At 69.4% G+C, this 16,956-nt stretch carries 16 protein-coding genes; 11 read left to right on the top strand and 5 right to left on the bottom strand.

The genetic code is table 11. The features are described 5' to 3' along the window. The first annotated feature begins 126 nt into the window (after positions 1-126). Both EAO79_RS03455 and EAO79_RS03450 read left to right on the top strand, forming a co-directional pair. On the top strand, positions 127-456 hold the full coding sequence (locus EAO79_RS03455; protein WP_206428278.1) for a CopG family ribbon-helix-helix protein: 330 nt from the start codon (positions 127-129) through the stop codon (positions 454-456). Beyond that, entirely contained in the window at positions 453-797 is a 345-nt protein-coding gene (locus EAO79_RS03450; protein WP_305790872.1) for a type II toxin-antitoxin system PemK/MazF family toxin, read from the top strand. The genes EAO79_RS03455 and EAO79_RS03450 overlap by 4 nt, the downstream gene beginning before the upstream one ends. 21 nt (positions 798-818) lie before the next feature. Here EAO79_RS03450 and EAO79_RS03445 read toward each other — a convergent pair whose 3' ends face one another. Continuing rightward, positions 819-2,297 carry a SulP family inorganic anion transporter gene (locus EAO79_RS03445; RefSeq protein WP_124770051.1) on the bottom strand — a complete coding sequence of 493 codons (1,479 nt, stop codon included), beginning with the start codon at positions 2,295-2,297 and terminating at the stop codon, positions 819-821. Between the two features lie 130 nt (positions 2,298-2,427). After that, a complete protein-coding gene (locus EAO79_RS03440; RefSeq protein ID WP_124767798.1) occupies positions 2,428-3,840 on the bottom strand; it encodes an aminopeptidase P family protein in 1,413 nt (470 codons plus the stop codon). Between the two features lie 181 nt (positions 3,841-4,021). Between EAO79_RS03440 and EAO79_RS03435 the strand changes: the two genes are divergently transcribed. Next, positions 4,022-4,405, top strand: a complete 384-nt coding sequence (locus EAO79_RS03435; protein ID WP_198425018.1) for a hypothetical protein — start codon at positions 4,022-4,024, stop codon at positions 4,403-4,405. Positions 4,406-4,428: 23 nt separating this feature from the next. Here the strand turns inward: EAO79_RS03435 and EAO79_RS03430 are convergent, their stop codons facing one another. Next, positions 4,429-4,989 carry an Lrp/AsnC family transcriptional regulator gene (locus EAO79_RS03430; RefSeq protein ID WP_079003723.1) on the bottom strand — a complete coding sequence of 187 codons (561 nt, stop codon included), beginning with the start codon at positions 4,987-4,989 and terminating at the stop codon, positions 4,429-4,431. Between the two features lie 174 nt (positions 4,990-5,163). Between EAO79_RS03430 and EAO79_RS03425 the strand changes: the two genes are divergently transcribed. From EAO79_RS03425 to EAO79_RS03405, 5 genes are read left to right on the top strand one after another with little or no spacing between them, the layout of a single operon-like run. Continuing rightward, positions 5,164-6,747, top strand: a complete 1,584-nt coding sequence (locus tag EAO79_RS03425; protein WP_197977346.1) for an ABC transporter substrate-binding protein — start codon at positions 5,164-5,166, stop codon at positions 6,745-6,747. Next, a complete protein-coding gene (locus EAO79_RS03420; RefSeq protein WP_228501403.1) occupies positions 6,731-7,804 on the top strand; it encodes an ABC transporter permease in 1,074 nt (357 codons plus the stop codon). Before EAO79_RS03425 ends, EAO79_RS03420 begins: the two co-directional genes overlap by 17 nt. Continuing rightward, positions 7,801-8,682 carry an ABC transporter permease gene (locus EAO79_RS03415; RefSeq protein WP_124767797.1) on the top strand — a complete coding sequence of 294 codons (882 nt, stop codon included), beginning with the start codon at positions 7,801-7,803 and terminating at the stop codon, positions 8,680-8,682. Before EAO79_RS03420 ends, EAO79_RS03415 begins: the two co-directional genes overlap by 4 nt. Before the next feature lie 38 nt (positions 8,683-8,720). Continuing rightward, positions 8,721-9,542 carry an ABC transporter ATP-binding protein gene (locus tag EAO79_RS03410; RefSeq protein WP_124767796.1) on the top strand — a complete coding sequence of 274 codons (822 nt, stop codon included), beginning with the start codon at positions 8,721-8,723 and terminating at the stop codon, positions 9,540-9,542. Continuing rightward, a complete protein-coding gene (locus EAO79_RS03405) occupies positions 9,539-10,318 on the top strand; it encodes an ABC transporter ATP-binding protein (RefSeq protein ID WP_086472435.1) in 780 nt (259 codons plus the stop codon). The genes EAO79_RS03410 and EAO79_RS03405 overlap by 4 nt, the downstream gene beginning before the upstream one ends. A gap of 94 nt (positions 10,319-10,412) precedes the next feature. On the opposite strand, the gene EAO79_RS03400 is transcribed toward EAO79_RS03405, so the two are convergent. Continuing rightward, positions 10,413-11,180, bottom strand: coding sequence for a DUF1353 domain-containing protein (locus EAO79_RS03400; protein WP_124767795.1), 768 nt, complete (start codon positions 11,178-11,180; stop codon positions 10,413-10,415). A gap of 179 nt (positions 11,181-11,359) precedes the next feature. Here EAO79_RS03400 and EAO79_RS03395 point away from each other — a divergent pair, with 179 nt between their 5' ends. After that, a complete protein-coding gene (locus EAO79_RS03395; RefSeq protein ID WP_234994036.1) occupies positions 11,360-12,298 on the top strand; it encodes a phosphodiesterase in 939 nt (312 codons plus the stop codon). Between the two features lie 136 nt (positions 12,299-12,434). Beyond that, positions 12,435-13,514 carry an SDR family oxidoreductase gene (locus EAO79_RS03390; protein ID WP_124767794.1) on the top strand — a complete coding sequence of 360 codons (1,080 nt, stop codon included), beginning with the start codon at positions 12,435-12,437 and terminating at the stop codon, positions 13,512-13,514. Between the two features lie 90 nt (positions 13,515-13,604). Here EAO79_RS03390 and EAO79_RS03385 read toward each other — a convergent pair whose 3' ends face one another. Then, a complete protein-coding gene (locus EAO79_RS03385; protein WP_124767793.1) occupies positions 13,605-15,350 on the bottom strand; it encodes a stealth family protein in 1,746 nt (581 codons plus the stop codon). 83 nt (positions 15,351-15,433) lie between these two features. On the opposite strand from EAO79_RS03385, the gene EAO79_RS03380 reads away from it, so the two are divergent. Further along, positions 15,434-16,885, top strand: a complete 1,452-nt coding sequence (locus EAO79_RS03380; protein ID WP_124767792.1) for a CCA tRNA nucleotidyltransferase — start codon at positions 15,434-15,436, stop codon at positions 16,883-16,885. The last annotated feature ends 71 nt before the right edge of the window (positions 16,886-16,956 follow it).

Below are 16,956 nucleotides of genomic sequence, written 5' to 3'. Positions count from 1 at the left end.
TCCATCATCCTCTGGTGGCCTGCGAATCGGCGACTTCAGTCCTCCACAGCCCGGCTTGCGGGGCTCCTCTCCACCGCGGCTGCGCCGGCCAGGCCGTGACCGACCTGGGCTGCGTACCGTGGTCGCATGCCCAGTCACGCCGTCGACATCTTCAGCCCAGGGTCGCAACCCAAGTTATACCCGGTTATACTCTCACCTGTGAAGACCGCCATCTCGTTGCCCGATGAACTGTTCACCCGCGTCGAGGCTCGCGCCGCCGAGCTCGGTGTCAACCGGTCCGAGTTCTTCGCGGCGGCGGCGAGTCGGTATCTCGACGAGACCGATGCCGCCGGTCTCACTGACGCAGTGGACACCGCGCTGCGGCATGCGGGAGTCGCTTCGGCGGAGGAAGCACGGGGCGTCGCCGCGGCCGGACGCGACCGCCTTGCCGAACTCACTGCCGGAGACGATTGGTGATCCGCCGCGGTGACATCCGGTGGGTCGATATCGGCCCTCGCGAACGGGGGGGTGCGCCCGCCGGTCGGCGCCCGGTCGTCGTCGTCCAACATGACGCCTACACGCGGAGCGCACTCCGGACCGTGATCGTCGCGGTCGTCACATCGAACACGGCGCTCGCCGAGCTCCCGGGCAACGTGTTCCTCCCTGCGACGGCTTCCGGCCTGCCGAAGGACTCGGTCGTGAACACCACGCAGCTGCTCACCCTCGATGAGGACGACCTCGGTCCGGCCGCCGGAAGGGTGCCCGTCACCCTGTCACTGGATCTGGACGCGGGGCTCCGGCGAGTGCTGCACCTCTGAGGTGGTGCCGGAGCGATCGGCTCAGAGGTGGCCGGTGAGCTTCCCGTGGAAGGCCGAGCTGCGTTCGTCGAGTCCGGTGAACACGACCTCCTTGCCGTGCGCGGCGTACTTCTCCTGCACAGCATCGAGGACGGCGACGCTCGAGGCGTCCCAGATCTGCGAGGCGGTGAAGTCGACGACGACGTCCGCGGGATCGGCCGCGTAGTCGAACTGTTCGACCAGGTCGTTGCTGCTGCCGAAGAACAGGGGGCCGATGACGCTGTAGCGGACGGAGGCGGCGTCGTCCGCGAGGACCCGGCGGACGCGGATCACGTGGGCCACGCGCCGCGCGAAGAGCACCATCGCGAGGACGGCTCCTGCAGCGACGCCGATCGCGAGATTGTGGGTGATGACGACCACCGCGACGGTCACCACCATCACGACCGTCTCGGGGATCGGCATCCGTCGCAGGGTCGACGGGCGCACGCTGTGCCAGTCGACGGTCTTGATGGCGACGATCATCATCACGGCGGCCAGCGCGACCATCGGGATCTGCGCCATCACCGGGCTGAGCGCGGTCACGAGCAGCAGGAGGAAGACGCCGGCGATGAAGGTGGAGATCCTCGTCCGAGCGCGGCCCAGTTTGACGTTCACGACCGTCTGACCGATCATCGCGCAGCCGGCGATCCCGCCGTACCAACCGGCCAGGATGTTGGCGACGCCGAGTGCCCACGACTCGCGCCCCTTCGACGACGTCGTGTCGGTGATGTCGTCGACGAGTTTCGCCGTGAGGAGGGTCTCCATGAGCCCCACGAACGCGACGCTCAGCGCGGTCGGCCAGATGATGCCGAGCGTCTCGAGGTTCAGCGGCACGAGCAGCGCGGTCAGCCCGGGGAGGCCGCCGGAGACGTCGCCCTGGTCGCCGACGGTCGGCACGGCGGCGTGCGCGATCATCGTGATCGCGGTGACGACGACGATGGCGACGAGCGGCGCCGGCACCGCGGTGGTGAGCTTGGGGAGCAGCAGGACGATCAGCACCGTGATGACGAACAGCGGGTAGACGAGCCACGGGACGCCGAGCAGGTGGGGGACCTGGGCGACGAAGATGAGGATGCCGAGCGCGTTGACGAAGCCGATCATCACCGAGCGGGGGATGAACCGCATGAGTCGGGAGAGACCGGTCACGCCGAACACGATCTGGATGAGGCCCGCGAGGATCACCGCGGGGAGCAGGTACTCCACGCCGTGATCCTTGACGAGCGGCGCGACGACCAGGGCGACGGCTCCCGCGGCGGCCGTGATCATCGCCGGGCGCCCGCCGAGGATCGACATCGAGATCGCGAGGACGACGGAGGCGATAAGGCTGACCTTCGGGTCGACGCCGGCGATGATCGAGAAGGAGATGACCTCGGGGATGAGCGCCAGCGTCGTCACGATCCCGGCGAGGATCTCGACACTGAAAGCCCTGGGGTTCCGCAGGGTCGCGATGACGCCGGGGCTCGGGCGGACGGCGGTGCGCATGGGCGCGTCGGGCTGACTCACCGTGCAAGCCTAGGCGCGTTCACAACGCAGGACGCCCCGGCGAGTCGCTGCTCGCGCCGAACGGAAGGGCCGCGACACGCGGCGACCGTCCTGAGTCGTGAACCGTCGGTCAGCTCCGCAACCAGGCCTCGAGACCGTCCGCGCTGATCGGGAGCGCTGCGGAGAGGACCTCGTGGCCGGTGGCGGTCACGAGCAGGTCGTCCTCGATGCGGACGCCGATGCCGCGCAGCTCCGGCGGCACGGTGAGGTCGTTCGCGTGGAAGTAGAGGCCGGGTTCGACCGTCAGGACGGCGCCCGGTTGCAACGGCCCGTCGAGGTACCGCTCGTCACCGATGCGGGCGCAGTCGTGCACGTCGAGTCCGAGATGGTGGCCGGTGCCGCTCGGCAGGTAGCGGCGGTGCTGCTGGCCGTTCGGCGACATCGCCTCGTCGACCGACACCTGCAGGATGCCGAGGTCGCGGAGGCTCGTGGCGATCTGCTCGTAGGCCGTGTTCCGCATGTCGATGAACGACCGGCCGGGGCCGACCTGTGACATCGCGGCGCGGTGGGCCCGCTCGACGTGGTCGTGGACCTCGCGCTGGGCCGCGGTGTAGGACCCGCTCGCCGGGAAGGTCCTCGTGACGTCGGCTGTGTACAGCGAGCGCGCTTCGACACCGGCGTCCATGAGGATGAGGTGCTCGGGGAGGACCGGACCGTCGCAGCGCGTCCAGTGCAGCGTGGGAGCGTGTGGTCCGCTGCCGATGATGGTCGAGTACCCGACACCGTTGCCGAAGGTGCGGGCGTGGCGCTCGAAGGTCGACTGCAACCAGCGTTCGCCGCCGAACTCGATGGCGGCGGACAGTTCGCGTGCCACGGAGCGGAACCCGCCGACCGTGGCGTCCACGGCGGCGCGGAGCTGCGCGATCTCCCAGTCGTCCTTGACGAGCTTCGCGGCGGACAGGGCGATGAGGAGCGCTCGCGACGCCGCGAATCGACCGTCGACCCGGGGTTCCGGGGCGCCTGCGCGGAGCGCGTCGGCGGGCACGAGCGCGAGGGACTCCTCCAGCACCTCGAGTGAGCGGACCTCGATGCCGAGCGCCTCCGCCCACTGGGGGAGTCCGGCGGACGGGCCGATCCAGAGCTCGCCGCGCATGGCGTCGGCGTAGAACGCCTCCTCACCGGGACCGACGGGCTCGGCGAGGTACAGCGTCGCGTCGTGCCCACCGGCGGTCGGCTGCATGACGAGGACCGAGCCCTCCGCCTGACAGGAGGTGAGCCACACGAAATCGCTGTCGGGCCGGAACGGGAACTCGGTGTCGTTCGCGCGCGTCACGGCGCGTCCCGCGGTGACCACGAGCCACTGGCCGGGGAACTGCGCGCTGACGACGTCGCGGTGACGCCCGGCGGCTGCGCCGGCACCCTCGGCGAGGTCGACGGAGCGGTCCACTGCGCCCCAGCCCGTCGCGAGGTACTCGCGGAACGCGTCGTCCCGGGGGAGTGGCTGGGTGCGGGGGTCGCGGAACTGCAGGCTGTCTGGACACATGGAGATCAGTAAGCCACCCGAGGTGGACGCCGTCAAGCTGCGGGTCCCGGAGCCACCGGAACATCTCGTCCGTACCGTCTGATCCGGCGTTTCGTCCTGTCCGACCGGCTCAGGCGACCGGCGGGATGGACGGATCGTCGGCAGGTTGACACCTGTTCGGACGCCTCCGCAGAATGACGGCATGACAGGAACCGCCGACACCGGCACCAGCGCCACGCTCGATTTCAACCTCGACGCGAAGGTGTTCGACATGGTGTCGTCGTCCGCGAGCGTCGTCGACGCCGACGCGCCCACGCGATTCGTCTACCACGAGACGCACGGCGTGCTCTGGGGCGAATACGTCGGCGACACCGTCTCCGTCGGACGGTTCTGCGGGGTGCGCACCGGCGAACGCATCGACATCTCGTTCGTGCACCGCAATCGTGCCGGCGACCTGACGACGCGCGGCGAAGCGAGCTCGATCATCTCCCGCGCCGAGGACGGCTCGTTCGTCCTCACCGAGGACTTCATCGGCCCGGACGGGCAGGCCCACGTCAGCGTCTGTCGGGAGATCGCCGCCGCCTGAACCGGCCAGCCACCCTCGCTGGGTCAGCGTCCGCGTCGCTCCGGCACCCGCTGGGCGCGCTCGTCGCTCGTGCGGACGAACCGCGTCATGCCGAAGCGCTCGCCGGAGTCCTCGACGCTCGTGCGCTCGGACCTCGTCATGCGGAGCGACACGTTCGACCGCTCCTCGTCCATGAGGAAGACGGTCGTCGTCGCCTTGATGGACGGCCACTGCGCGAGCCGGGTGGCGACCAGTTCGTGGATCGCCGCCACGTCGGGGGCCCGGATCAGCATCATCGCGTCGTGCTCGCCGGTCGTGACGGCGAAGTACTCCAGCTCCGGGACCGAGGACAGCCGCGCGCGGAAGTCCGCCCATTGGCTCTGGCGCAGCGTGATGAAGACCATGGCCGCGACACCGAGCCCGACCGTGGCCGGCTCGATCTCCGCGTGGACCCCCTTCAGGACGCCGGCGCGGAGCATCGCCTCGTAGCGCGAGTAGGCGTTCGAGCGGGAGATCCCGAGTTCCTCCGCGAGTGCGGCGACCGAAGCCCGCCCGTCCTCCCGGAGCAGCTCCAACATGCGGATGTGGGTGTCGTCGAGTTGCATCGATTGCTCCAAACGTCCAGATTCAGCGGTGGTCCTGGCGGTCGATTGAGAGGATATGGCAGATTCGCCGCGAAATCGAGACAATTCTTCTTTGGTAACGGCTTGTGGATTGACGAATGATCGCGTATCGCACTACTTTCAGCTCATCCCTCCAACCAGATAAGGAGCTCCACCTTGTCACGATCCTTCAGCCGCACGAGCCGGCGCGGCATGGCGGCCCTCGGCCTCGCCCTCGCCGCCGGCCTCGCGCTCAGCGCCTGCTCCCCCTCAGGTGGCTCCGATGACAGCGCGGGCAAGTCGCTCGTCGTCGACGCGTCCTTCGACCTCAAGACCGCCGACCCGAACCGCGAGTACGAGACGACCGGCTCGATCGTCGCGAAGGCGCTCTACGAGACCCTCCTCACCTTCAAGGGCGACGACGTCACCGCCCCCGTCGACGGCCTCGCGAGCTACGAGATGAACGCCGACAACACGGTGATGACCCTCACGATGAAGGACGGCAAGAAGTTCTCCGACGGCTCCGACGTGACCGTCGACGACGCGGTGTTCTCGCTGCAGCGCGTCCAGGGCGTGAAGGGCAACCCGTCCTTCCTGCTCGACGGCGTCACGATCGAGAAGACCTCGGACACGACCCTCACGCTCACCTCGGCGACGCCGAACCCCGCCCTCCCGTTCATCCTGCCGAACCCAGCCCTCGGCGTCGTGAACAAGAAGGTCGTCGAAGAGAACGGTGGCAGCGCGACCGCCGACGACGCGGCCGAGTCGTTCCTCAACACCACTTCCGCGGGCTCCGGCCCGTACAAGCTCGAATCCTTCGACGCCGCCTCGCAGGTCGTCTTCACGGCGAACCCCGAGTACACGGGGACCAAGCCCGCGTACGAGCGCGTCGTCCTCCGCAACGTGCAGGGCCCGACCCAGAAGCTCAACGTCGAGGCCGGTGACTCGCAGGTCGCCCTCGACCTGAACCCCGACCAGGTCTCCGAGCTCGACGACTCGAAGGTGAAGATCATCGCGAACCCCTCGCGCTACATGATCTTCCTCATGCTCAACCAGGACCCCGCGATCAGCGACATCACGAGCAACCCGAAGTTCCTCGAGGCCGTCAAGCTCGGCATCGACTACGACAAGATCGTCGACCTCGCCGGCGACGGTTCCGTCCGTCCCGGTGGCTTCATCCCCTCGATCTTCAACGGGGCGCTCGACGCGGCCGACGGCAACCAGTTCGACGCCGATGCGGCGAAGGCGGCCCTCAAGGAGTCCGGCTACGCCGGTGAAGCCGTCACGCTGAACTTCCCGAACGACATCACGGTGCAGGGGCTGTCGCTCCAGAGCATCGCCGAGTCGGTCCAGGCGCAGCTGAAGTCGGTCGGCATCACCATCACGCTGGCCCCGGCTCCGGTCGCCACCGAGCTGGACGCCTACCGCGACGGCAAGGAGACCGTGGGTCTCTGGTACTGGGGCCCGGACTTCCCGGACCCGTCGAACTACCTCGCGTTCACGCCGGGTGAGCTCGTCGGCCTCCGCGCGGGCTGGCCGGCCGGCGCCGACCCGACCGTGACCGACCTCGCGAACGCGGCGCTCGCCGCGACCGACACGGACGCCCGTGCCGCCGCGTACCAGGACCTCCAGAAGGCGCAGAACGCGAGCGGACCGTTCATCCCGCTCCTGCAGCCGGCGCAGAACGTGGTCACCGCGACCACGATCACCGAGGTTCCGCTGAACCCGACGTGGACCGTCGATCTTGCCGGAATCAAGTAGCGTCGCACCGACGACGTCCAGCGCGCGAGCGGGTCTCCACCCGCTCGCGCGCTACCTCGGCATCCGGCTCGGACTCACGGTCCTCCTGATGTTCGGGGTGACGCTCGTCACCTTCACGCTGACCAACCTCGTCCCCGCGGACCCCGTGCAGGCGGCGCTCGGTGAGCAGGCCGCGGCTGATCCGACGATCGTCGCGCAGTTCCGCGAGAGCGCCGGCCTCGACAAGCCACTGCCCGTCCAGTACGTCACGTACGTCGCGAACCTGTTCCAGGGTGACCTCGGGACTTCGCAGCAGACCCGCGGCGCCGTCGCGGACGAACTCGGTCGTGCCTTCCCGGCCACGGCCGAGCTGGCGCTCACCGCCATCGTCATCTCGATCATCATCGGCGTCGGTCTCGGCATGTGGGCCGCGCTGCGCCGCAAGACGATCACCGACCAGGTCATCCGGGTCGTGAGCCTCATCGGCATCTCGGTGCCGTCGTTCTGGCTCGCACTCGTCGTCTACTTCGTGTTCTTCTCCCAGCTGCACTGGTTCCCGGGCTCCGGGCGGCTCTCGCCCGCGGCGATCCCGCCGCCGAAGGTCACCGGGATGTACACGATCGACGCGTTGCTCGCCGGCCAGTGGTCGACCTTCGGCGACGCCATCGCCCACCTGATCCTGCCCGCCTCGGTCCTGGCGCTCTACACGATCGGTCTGCTCACCCGGTTCGCACGGTCGGCGATCCTCGAGGTGCTCGACCTCGATTACGTGCGTGCAGCGCGGGCGAAGGGCCTTCCCGGCCACGTCGTCGTGACCCGGTACGTCCTCCGCGGGGCACTCGTGCCCATCATCACCGTGCTCGGCGTCGCGTTCGGGTCGCTGCTGTCCGGGACGGTCCTCGTCGAGAAGGTGTACTCGTGGCACGGCCTCGGCGAGTACGCGTACTCCGCGGCGACCAAACTCGACCTGCCCGCGATCATGGGCGTCGGGCTCATCGTCGGCTTCGTGTACATCGGCCTGAACTTCCTGGTCGACGTGCTGTACGGCTTCATCGACCCGAGAGTGAGGGTGGCATGACCGACGTCCTCGCCGTCCAGACCAAGCGCAAGGGCCGCCTCCGCATCTCGAAGCAGCTGCGCACCCCGCTCGCCGTCGCGGGTGGTGTCATCGTGCTCTTCTGGTTGCTCGTCGCGGTGCTCGCGCCGTGGATCCGGCCGTTCGACCCGCTCGCCCAGGACTTCGACCGGCTGCAGGCCCCGAGTGCCGCGCACTGGTTCGGCACCGACCAGGTGGGCCGCGACGTCCTGTCCCGGGTCATCAGTGGCGCGCAGGTCTCGATCCCGCTCGCCCTCATGCTCGTGATCTTCGCGATGCTCATCGGTTCGCTCCTCGGGGCGATCGCCGGCTACTTCGGCAAGGCCCTCGACGAGACCATCATGCGGATCGCCGACCTCGTGTTCGCGTTCCCGACGATCATCCTCGCGATGGTCATCGCCGCTGCGCTCGGCCCGAGCCTCACGAACGCCGTCATCGCGATGCTCATCGTGTCGTGGCCGGCGTACGCCCGCGTGACGCGTTCGCTCGTCATCGGGGCACGAGGCGCTGAGTACGTCATCGCCGGTCGTCTGCTCGGCAACGGGCCGTTCACCTCGCTCGGCAAGGACATCCTGCCGAACGTCGTGTCGCCGGTCGTCGTGCTCGCCACACTCGACGTCGGTACGGCCATCCTGCTGCTGTCGGGTCTCTCGTTCCTCGGCCTCGGTGCCGTCCCGCCGACGCCGGACTGGGGCGCGATGGTGTCCGACGGGGTGCAGAACTTCTCCTCCTGGTGGATCGCGGTCTTCCCGGGACTCGCCATCCTCACGGTGGTGCTCGCCTTCAACTTCCTCGGCGACGCCCTCCGCGACGCCCTCGACCCCCGGTCGCAGGAAGCCGTACAGGGGCGCGCGCTGTGAGCGGCGAGCACGGAGTGACCGATCCGAAAGGACGCGACATGACGCAGGCAGCAGGCGGCAGCGGTGGCGGGATCGTCATCGAGGGGCTCACGCTCGGCTTCGGTCGCGGCGCCGCCGCCAAGCAGATCCTCCGCGGCATCGACCTCGAGGTGCCCGCCGGTCGCATCACCGGGCTGGCCGGTGAGTCGGGGTCCGGCAAGACCATGACCGGGCTCGCGATCTGCGGGCTCCTGCCGGCCGGCGCGGACCTCGGCGGCAGCATCCGCTTCGACGGCACCGAACTCGTGGGGCTCAAGCAGCGCTCCATGAACCGGTACCGCGGCACGGAGATCGCGATGATCTTCCAGGACCCGACCGCGAGCCTGCACCCCATGCTCACGGTCGAGGCCCAGCTCGTCGACCACTACCGGCACCACACGGGGGCTTCGAAGGCGGCCGCCCACGCGCGGGCGCTCGAGATGCTCGGCCTCGTCGCCGTCCCGAACCCGGAGGCGGCGCTGCGCAAGTACCCGCACCAGTTCTCGGGCGGACAGCTGCAGCGCATCGCGATCGCCTCGGCGCTCATGTGCGAGCCCTCCGTGCTCATCGCCGACGAACCGACCACCGCCCTCGACGTCACGGTCCAGGCCGGCATCCTCCGCCTGCTGCGGAAGCTGTGCGACGAGCTCGGGATCGCGATCATCCTCGTCACCCACGACCTCGGGGTGATGTCGGCGCTCGCCGACACGATCGCGGTCATGCGGCTCGGCGAGATCGTCGAGCACGGCAGCCGGTACCAGGTCATCACCGATCCGCAGCACGAGTACACCAAGGCGCTCATCGACGCGCTGCCCGACACGGGAACGGAGGCGGCGTCATGACGCTGCTGCACCTCGACGACGTCCACGTGACGTACAAGCTGCCCGGTCGCGGCACGCTGAACGCGGTCGACGGCGTGAGCTTCGACCTCGAACCCCGACAGGTGCTCGGGCTGGTGGGGGAGTCGGGCTGCGGCAAGTCGACCCTGGCGCGAGCGGTCTGCGGCCTGGAACCGACCTCGGGTGGCGCGATCACGTTCAACGGGACGCCCATCGGCAAGCTGGGTCTCCGGAAGCGCGCACCCGAACTGCTGCGGATCCAGATGGTCTTCCAGAACCCGTACGCCTCGCTGAACCCGCGACGCACGATCGGGAGCCAGATCGAGGACGGCCTCCGGGTCAACCCGGTGCGCGACGCCTGGGACGTCGGTCAGCTGCTCGAGCACGTCGAGCTCGACGCCGCCAGCCGCACCCGCTACCCGCACCAGTTCTCGGGCGGCCAGCGGCAGCGCATCGCGATCGCCCGGGCCATCGCAGCGGGCCCCGAGCTGCTCATCGGCGATGAGCCGATCGCGTCGCTCGACGCCTCCCTGCAGGCACGGGTGGCGAAGCTCATGCGGAAGCTGGCGGTCGAGACGGGCGCGGCGCTCCTCTTCATCAGCCACGACCTGTCCGTCGTGCGGGTCATCGCGGACGACGTGGCGGTCATGAGCGCCGGTCGCATCGTCGAGCACGGTCCGGTCGACCGCGTCTGGTCCGACCCGCAGGACGCCTACACGCAGCGGCTCCTCGCGGCGATCCCGGTCGTCGACGGACTCGGCACCCTCCCCGGCGCCTAGCCGGACCCCTGCTCCGTCCCTGTCTCAGGAGCGTCTCGGCGTGTCGGGTCCCCCGCGCTCGACACGCCGAGGCGTTCCTGAGTCAGGGAACGGGTCAGCGGAGGGTCGGCGGGCCGACGGGGCCGGGGGAGTCGTCGATGAACGGGCGGTCGATGGTCTCCCGCACGAGGAGTTCGAGGAGGCGGAACGCGCCGACCGCTGCGAGCTGGACGAGGAGGAGCGGCCCGAGGAGTGCACCGGCGTACGGCAACCAGACGAGGAGTCTCCGTTCCTCCCGCCAGCACACGGCGAGGACGGCGGGTGCCATCGCGAGGCCGAGCCACCCGGGCGTCGGAGCGCCGAGCACGGGCGTGACGAGTCCGATCGTCGCGACCCAGACGGCCAGGACGCCGAGGACCGACTGCCCGATCAGCACGGCGGCGACGCCAGGAGCGTGTCGGACGTACCGCTCGACCGACACGACGGCCCACATGAGCCAGGCCCGGAGGAGCGGCACCCGCTGGTGGCGGAGGCCGACGCGGAACTGTCGGTCGTCCTCGAACCGCTGCTCGAGTGCCTGGTCCGGCGGGAGCCCGAGCGCGAGGAGTGCCCGGTGGTCGTGCACGACGGCCGGCGCGGATTGCCGGCCGTAGCTGCCGATGAAGCTCCACAGGACGCCCGGGACGGACGCGAGGTCGGTCCATCCCTCCGCCCGGTCGCCGTCGTGCCCGTCGTCGGACGCCGGTGCCCACACGACGGGACCGTCAGGAGCGTGCTCCTGGAACCCGATCCGCCGCTCGAGCCGGAACCGGCGTCCGGTCGGGGGGATCTGCGCCAGATCGATCCGCTGCAGCGGCTGCTCATCGTCGTCGAGGTAGGGCATGCGGACATCCTCCCGCAGCCCACCGTCAGGTGTGAGTCCCCTGGATGTCGGCTCCTGACCTTGCTCACGAGTTTCCCGCGTCGTAGCGTGGCGTTCCGTTGCCGTTCAACCGAGTCTGGTCAGATGGTCAAACAGCTGCGATGCGGTTCGGAGAGCATCGCTCGAACGAGAGTTGTCACGTGAGTCTTCGCACGGCCGAGTACCCGAGGCCCGATCACTTCCTGCTCCATGTGAGCGACACGCACCTCCTCGCCGGCGGGGGGAGCCTCTACGACAGTGTCGACAGCGAGACGCACCTGCGTCGCCTGTTCGCCGAGTTCGAGGCGTCCGGCGGTCGGCCCGAAGCGATCGTCTTCACGGGTGACCTCGCCGACAAGGGCGAACCCGACGCGTACGACCGCATCCGCTCGATCGTCGAGCCGGTCGCCGAGCGCCTCGGATCGCAGATCATCTGGGTGATGGGCAACCACGACGACCGCCAGGCGTTCCGGGCCGGGCTGTTCGGTGAAGTGCCGACCACCCGTCCGGTCGACCGCGTCTACGACGTCAACGGCCTCCGCGTCATCACCCTCGACTCGAGCGTCCCCGGGCACCACCACGGTGAGGTGTCGGACGAGCAGCTCGACTGGCTCGCCGAGGAACTCTCGACGAAGGCGCCCCACGGCACGATCCTCGCGATGCACCACCCGCCCGTCCCGAGCGTGCTCGACCTCGCCGTGAGCGTCGAGCTGCGCGATCAGGCGAAGCTCGCCGAAGTGCTCGAGGGATCCGACGTCCGGAGCATCATCGCCGGGCACCTGCACTACTCCTCGACCGCGACCTTCGCGGGCATCCCGGTGTCGGTCGCCTCGGCCACGTGCTACACGCAGGACCTCAACGTGCCCGTCGGCGGGACGCGTGGTCGCGACGGCGCGCGGGCGTTCAACCTCGTCCACGTCTACGGCAAGACGGTCCTGCACTCGGTGGTGCCGCTGGGTGAGACCCCGCCGTTGCACTACATCGACGCCGAGGAGAGTGCGCGCCTGCTCGCTCGCGACGGCATCGAGCTGCCCGTGTCCGACACGGTGCCCGTGCAGCCGGAGCCGCCGCTGACGATGCCGATCGGCGTCCTCGTCTAGGGCGGCACCTCCCCGGTCCCTGAACTTCCCTCCGGTCCCCGAACTTGTCGAAGGGCCGCAGCCGGGCAGGGTACCGCAGCCCGGCGGGTCCGCCGTTCCGGGAGCCTCCCCAGACCGACGCGCCTATCGTGGACGGATGACCTCCCCAGAAGCACCACGCACCGCACTCGTCGTCGGCGCCAGCGGCATCACCGGTTCCGCGATCGTGTCGCAGCTCCTCGAGGACGGTGGCTGGCGGATCCTCGCCCTCGCTCGCCGAGCGCCGGCGGCCCACCCGCAGGTCGAGCACGTCGCGGCCGACCTCCGGGACGCGGACGACCTCGCGCGCGCCCTCGGCGGCACCGGCGTCACCCACGTGTTCTTCACCGCCTGGTCACGTCAGGACACCGAGGCCGAGAACATCCGGGTCAACGGCGGCATGGTCCGCGACCTGCTGGCAGCCCTCTCCGCCGAGCCCGTTCAGCACGTCGCCCTGGTCACCGGCCTGAAGCACTACCTCGGCCCGTTCGAGGCCTATGCGGCGGGCGAGATGCCCGACACCCCGTTCCACGAGGACGAGGACCGACTCGACACGCCCAACTTCTACTACGAGCAGGAGGACGAGCTCTTCGCCGCGGCTGCGCGAGCGGGGTTCACCTGGTCGGTACACCGCTCCCACACCGTGATCGGACATGCGGTCGGCAACGCGATGAACATGGCGTCCACGCTCGCGGTGCAGGCGGCGCTCTGCAAGCGGCTCGACCGACCGTTCGTGTTCCCCGGTTCCGAGACCCAGTGGAACGGCCTCACCGACATGACCGACGCCGGACTCCTCGCCGAGCAGATGCTCTGGGCTGCGACCTCACCGGCCGGTGCGGACGAGGCGTTCAACATCGTCAACGGCGACGTCTTCCGCTGGCGCTGGATGTGGCCGCGACTGGCTGCGCACCTCGGCGTCGAGCCGGAGGGTTTCGACACCGAGCCGCGTCCGCTCGAGCAGCAGATGGCGGGCGTCGAGGGCACCTGGGCCGAGCTGGTGGCCGAACACGGTCTCGTCGAGGCCGATCTCTCCCGCGTGGCGTCGTGGTGGCACACCGACGGCGATCTCGGCCGGGACATCGAGGTGGTCACCGACATGAGCAAGAGCCGACTCGCCGGCTTCACCGGCTACCGGCGGACGCTGGACGCCTTCACCGCGATCTTCGACCGCCTCCGCGCAGAGCGCATCGTCCCCTGACCGGCCCCGGTCCCCGGGCGCCCTTCCGGCCCCTGGGCACCCGTCCGGTCCCTGGGCGCCCGTCCGGTCCCTGAGCCTGTCGAAGGGCGGTCAGCTGAGCTTGGCGGGCTCGACCTCGAGCGCGTTCGGCACGGCGGCCTCGCGCTCCCACGGGGCCGGGAACGGGAAGTACCGCTCGAGGAAGTCGATCACCGCGGTGGTGCGCTGTTCCACCGAGATCTCCGGCCTGCTGCCGTCGTTCAAGCAGAACATGTCCTGGTCGCGTCGCTTGAGGAGTCGCTCCATCTGCCCGAGCGACTGCTTGAGGGTCGTCTCGATGTAGCGGACCTTCGCCTGGGTCTGCTGCACCGCGCGACCCGTCATGAGGCCGTAGTAGTGGTAGAACGAGTTCGTCACCGAGATGTTGTCCGCCGCACGGAACGCGCTGTGGGAGGTCGCGCGGAACTCCTCGGCGAACTCCTGCTCCATCTCCGCCATGATGCTCCGGCGGAGGGGCGCGGCGCAGTGCTCGAGGTGACGGGTGGTGACGCGGCCGAAGCGCTCGTGCAGGAGCCGGCGGTTCACGCGGGCCGCGTTCTCGAAGCCGCTGCGCGAGGGGTCGTTCGCCCCGAGGCCGATGCGGGTGGTCGCCTCCACGAACTTGCTGATGCCGCCCGGTGAGAAGAACAGTTCGGGACTGATCGGTCGGCCGAGGAACATGTCGTCGTTGGAGTAGAGGAAGTGCTCCGACAGCCCCTCGATGCGATGCAGCTGGCTCTCGACGGCCATGGAGTTGTGCGTCGGGAGAGCGTCGAGGTCGCCGAAGAACTCCTCGCTGCGAACGATGGTGACCTTCGGGTGCTCCGCCAGCCATTCGGGCGCGGGGGAGTCGGTCGCGATGAAGATGCGCCGGATCCAGGGGGCGAAGGTGTGCACGCTCCGGAGGGCGTACTTGAGCTCGTTGATCTGGCGGAAGCGGGCGTCGGAGTCGTCGCCGTCGCCGACGACGTAGCTCTGCATCCGCTTGGCGCGGGCGCGCTGGAACTCCTCGGAGGAGCCGTCCACCCACGAGAAGACGAGGTCGATGTCGAAGGTGACGTCGCTCGCGAGCGCGCCGAACATGTGCTCGAGCGTCCGCCAGCTGCGGCCGTATCGTTCCACGGTCGTCTCGACGGCCTCCGTCCGCGGCATGTACGTCCGCATGAGGACGTTCTCCACGGGAGCGGTGATCTCCTCGTCGCCGAAGCGCCAGAGTTCGAGCTGCAGGGCGGTCTCCATGCCGTAGCGGAGGCGGCCGAGCGGTTCGATGCGCGGCCGGTACAGCCGGAACACCTCGGCCTTGCGGGCGCCGGTGAGCAGGCCGTCGGAGAGGAGGTGAGGATCGCCGGCCGGCTTCACCGTCGACATGCGCGCTTTGAGCGGCACGCTGTAGAAGGGCTCGTCGGCGAACGCCTCCGCGAGTGCGGTCTGCAAGCGCTTGCGCAGGGAGCGGTCGACGACGATGACGGGGCGGTCGTGCTCGCCCCGGATGAGGAGGTATTCGATCTCGGCCGCGTCGAGCACGTCGGCGACGGCGAGCAGGTCCTCCACCATCGACTGCTGTGGGGTCAGGTGACCGTTGATGAGGGTGTACACGCCCTTGCGCTGCACGACGTCGGGGCGGTCGAAGCGCTGCGATCGGGAGCCACCGGTCACGAGGACGAGCTCAGGGGCGGTGGTGAACGGGAGTTCCGGCGGAATCGGGTCCTTCACGGTACTGGTGAAGGCCGTCGGTGCCTGAGTGCCGACGGTTGGCCGCTGGTCGTCGAGTTCGTTCGTGATCGTGTCCGCCTCTGGTCTGCTGGGGAGTGGGTTCATCGTTATTGTACGGCCGTCGCCCGGGACCGCTCGCGGCTTGACGGCGACGGGGTCGCAGGCGGCGTCCGGGTACGATTGACCCCATGGTGAGCGTGGCGGAATCCTTGGTGCGCCTGCAGGACCTGGCCTCGTCGCCCGTGGTCGCTCGGGTGGCGTCGGCGTTCGCCGAAGCCGGGTACGAACTGGCCCTCGTCGGCGGACCGGTTCGCGATGCGATGCTCGGTCGCACCGTGAGCGACCTCGACTTCACGTCGAACGCCTCGCCCGACCAGATCCTCGCGGTCCTCAAGCCGATGGCGAGCGCCTGGTGGGACGTCGGCCGCGACTTCGGGACGATCGGCGCGAAGGTCACCGTCACCGACGACGACGGCGTCGAGCACGCCGACACGGTCGAGATCACGACCTATCGGGCCGACGCCTACGACGGCGTGACCCGCAAGCCGGTCGTCGCGTTCGGCGACACCCTCGAAGACGATCTGCGTCGGCGCGACTTCACCGTCAACTCGATGGCGCTCCGCATCCCCGAGATCACCCTCGTCGACCCGTCCGGCGGCGTCGAGGACCTCGTCGCCCACCTGCTGCGGACGCCGAGCTCGCCCGAGGTCTCCTTCGGCGACGACCCGTTGCGTATGCTCCGAGCCGCGCGGTTCGCTTCGCAGCTCGGCTTCCGGCCCACCGACGACGTGATCGAGGCGATGGAGGAGCGTCGCGAGACCATCTCCATCGTGAGTCCGGAACGGATCCAGGCGGAGCTCGGCAAGCTGCTCGCGACCGACCACCCGCGCGCGGGCCTCGAGCTCCTCGTCGACACCGGCATCGCCGATATCGTGCTGCCCGAGCTGCCGGCGCTGCGACTCGAGCCCGACGAGCACCACCACCACAAGGACGTCTACCAGCACTCGCTCACGGTGCTCGAGCAGGCGATCGGCTACGAGCACTCGCGGCACCCCGGCGAGGCGCCCGACCTCGTTCTGCGTTGGGCCGCGCTGCTCCATGACATCGGCAAGCCGGCGACGAAGAAGACCGGCCCCGGCGCAGCCGTCACCTTCTACCACCACGACCTCGTGGGTGCGAAGCTGGCGAAGAAACGCCTCACCGCGCTCCGCTACGACGGCGACACGATCAAGAGCGTCGCGCGGCTCGTCGAGCTGCACATGCGGTTCTTCGGGTACTCCGAGGGCGTGTGGGCCGATTCAGCGGTGCGGCGCTACGTCCGCGACGCCGGTCCGCTGCTCGAGCGGCTGCACATGCTCGTCCGCGCCGATGTCACGACCCGCAACCGGCGCAAGGCCGACCGCCTCGGCTTCGCCTACGACGACCTCGAGCAGCGCATCGTCGAGCTCCAGGAGCAGGAGGAGCTCGAGTCCGTCCGGCCCGACCTCGACGGCAACCGCATCCAGGAGGTGTTGGGCATCGCACCCGGTCGCGAGGTCGGCGAGGCGTACCGCTGGCTGCTGGAGCTGCGCCTCGACGAGGGCCCGCTCGGCGAGGAGGAGGCCACCCGCCGCCTCCTCGACTGGTGGTCCTCCCGGTGACAGCCCCACCTGCCCGCGAACTGTCACAAACGCACAGTCAGACGGCGTCACACTGGCCGTTTCTGACAGCT

Origin of the sequence: Plantibacter sp. PA-3-X8, assembly GCF_003856975.1 — a bacterium.
In the GTDB taxonomy this organism is placed as follows: Bacteria; Actinomycetota; Actinomycetes; order Actinomycetales; family Microbacteriaceae; genus Plantibacter; species Plantibacter auratus.
Note: the sequence above shows the minus strand (reverse complement) of the source record. Positions and strands in the feature narration are given on the sequence as shown.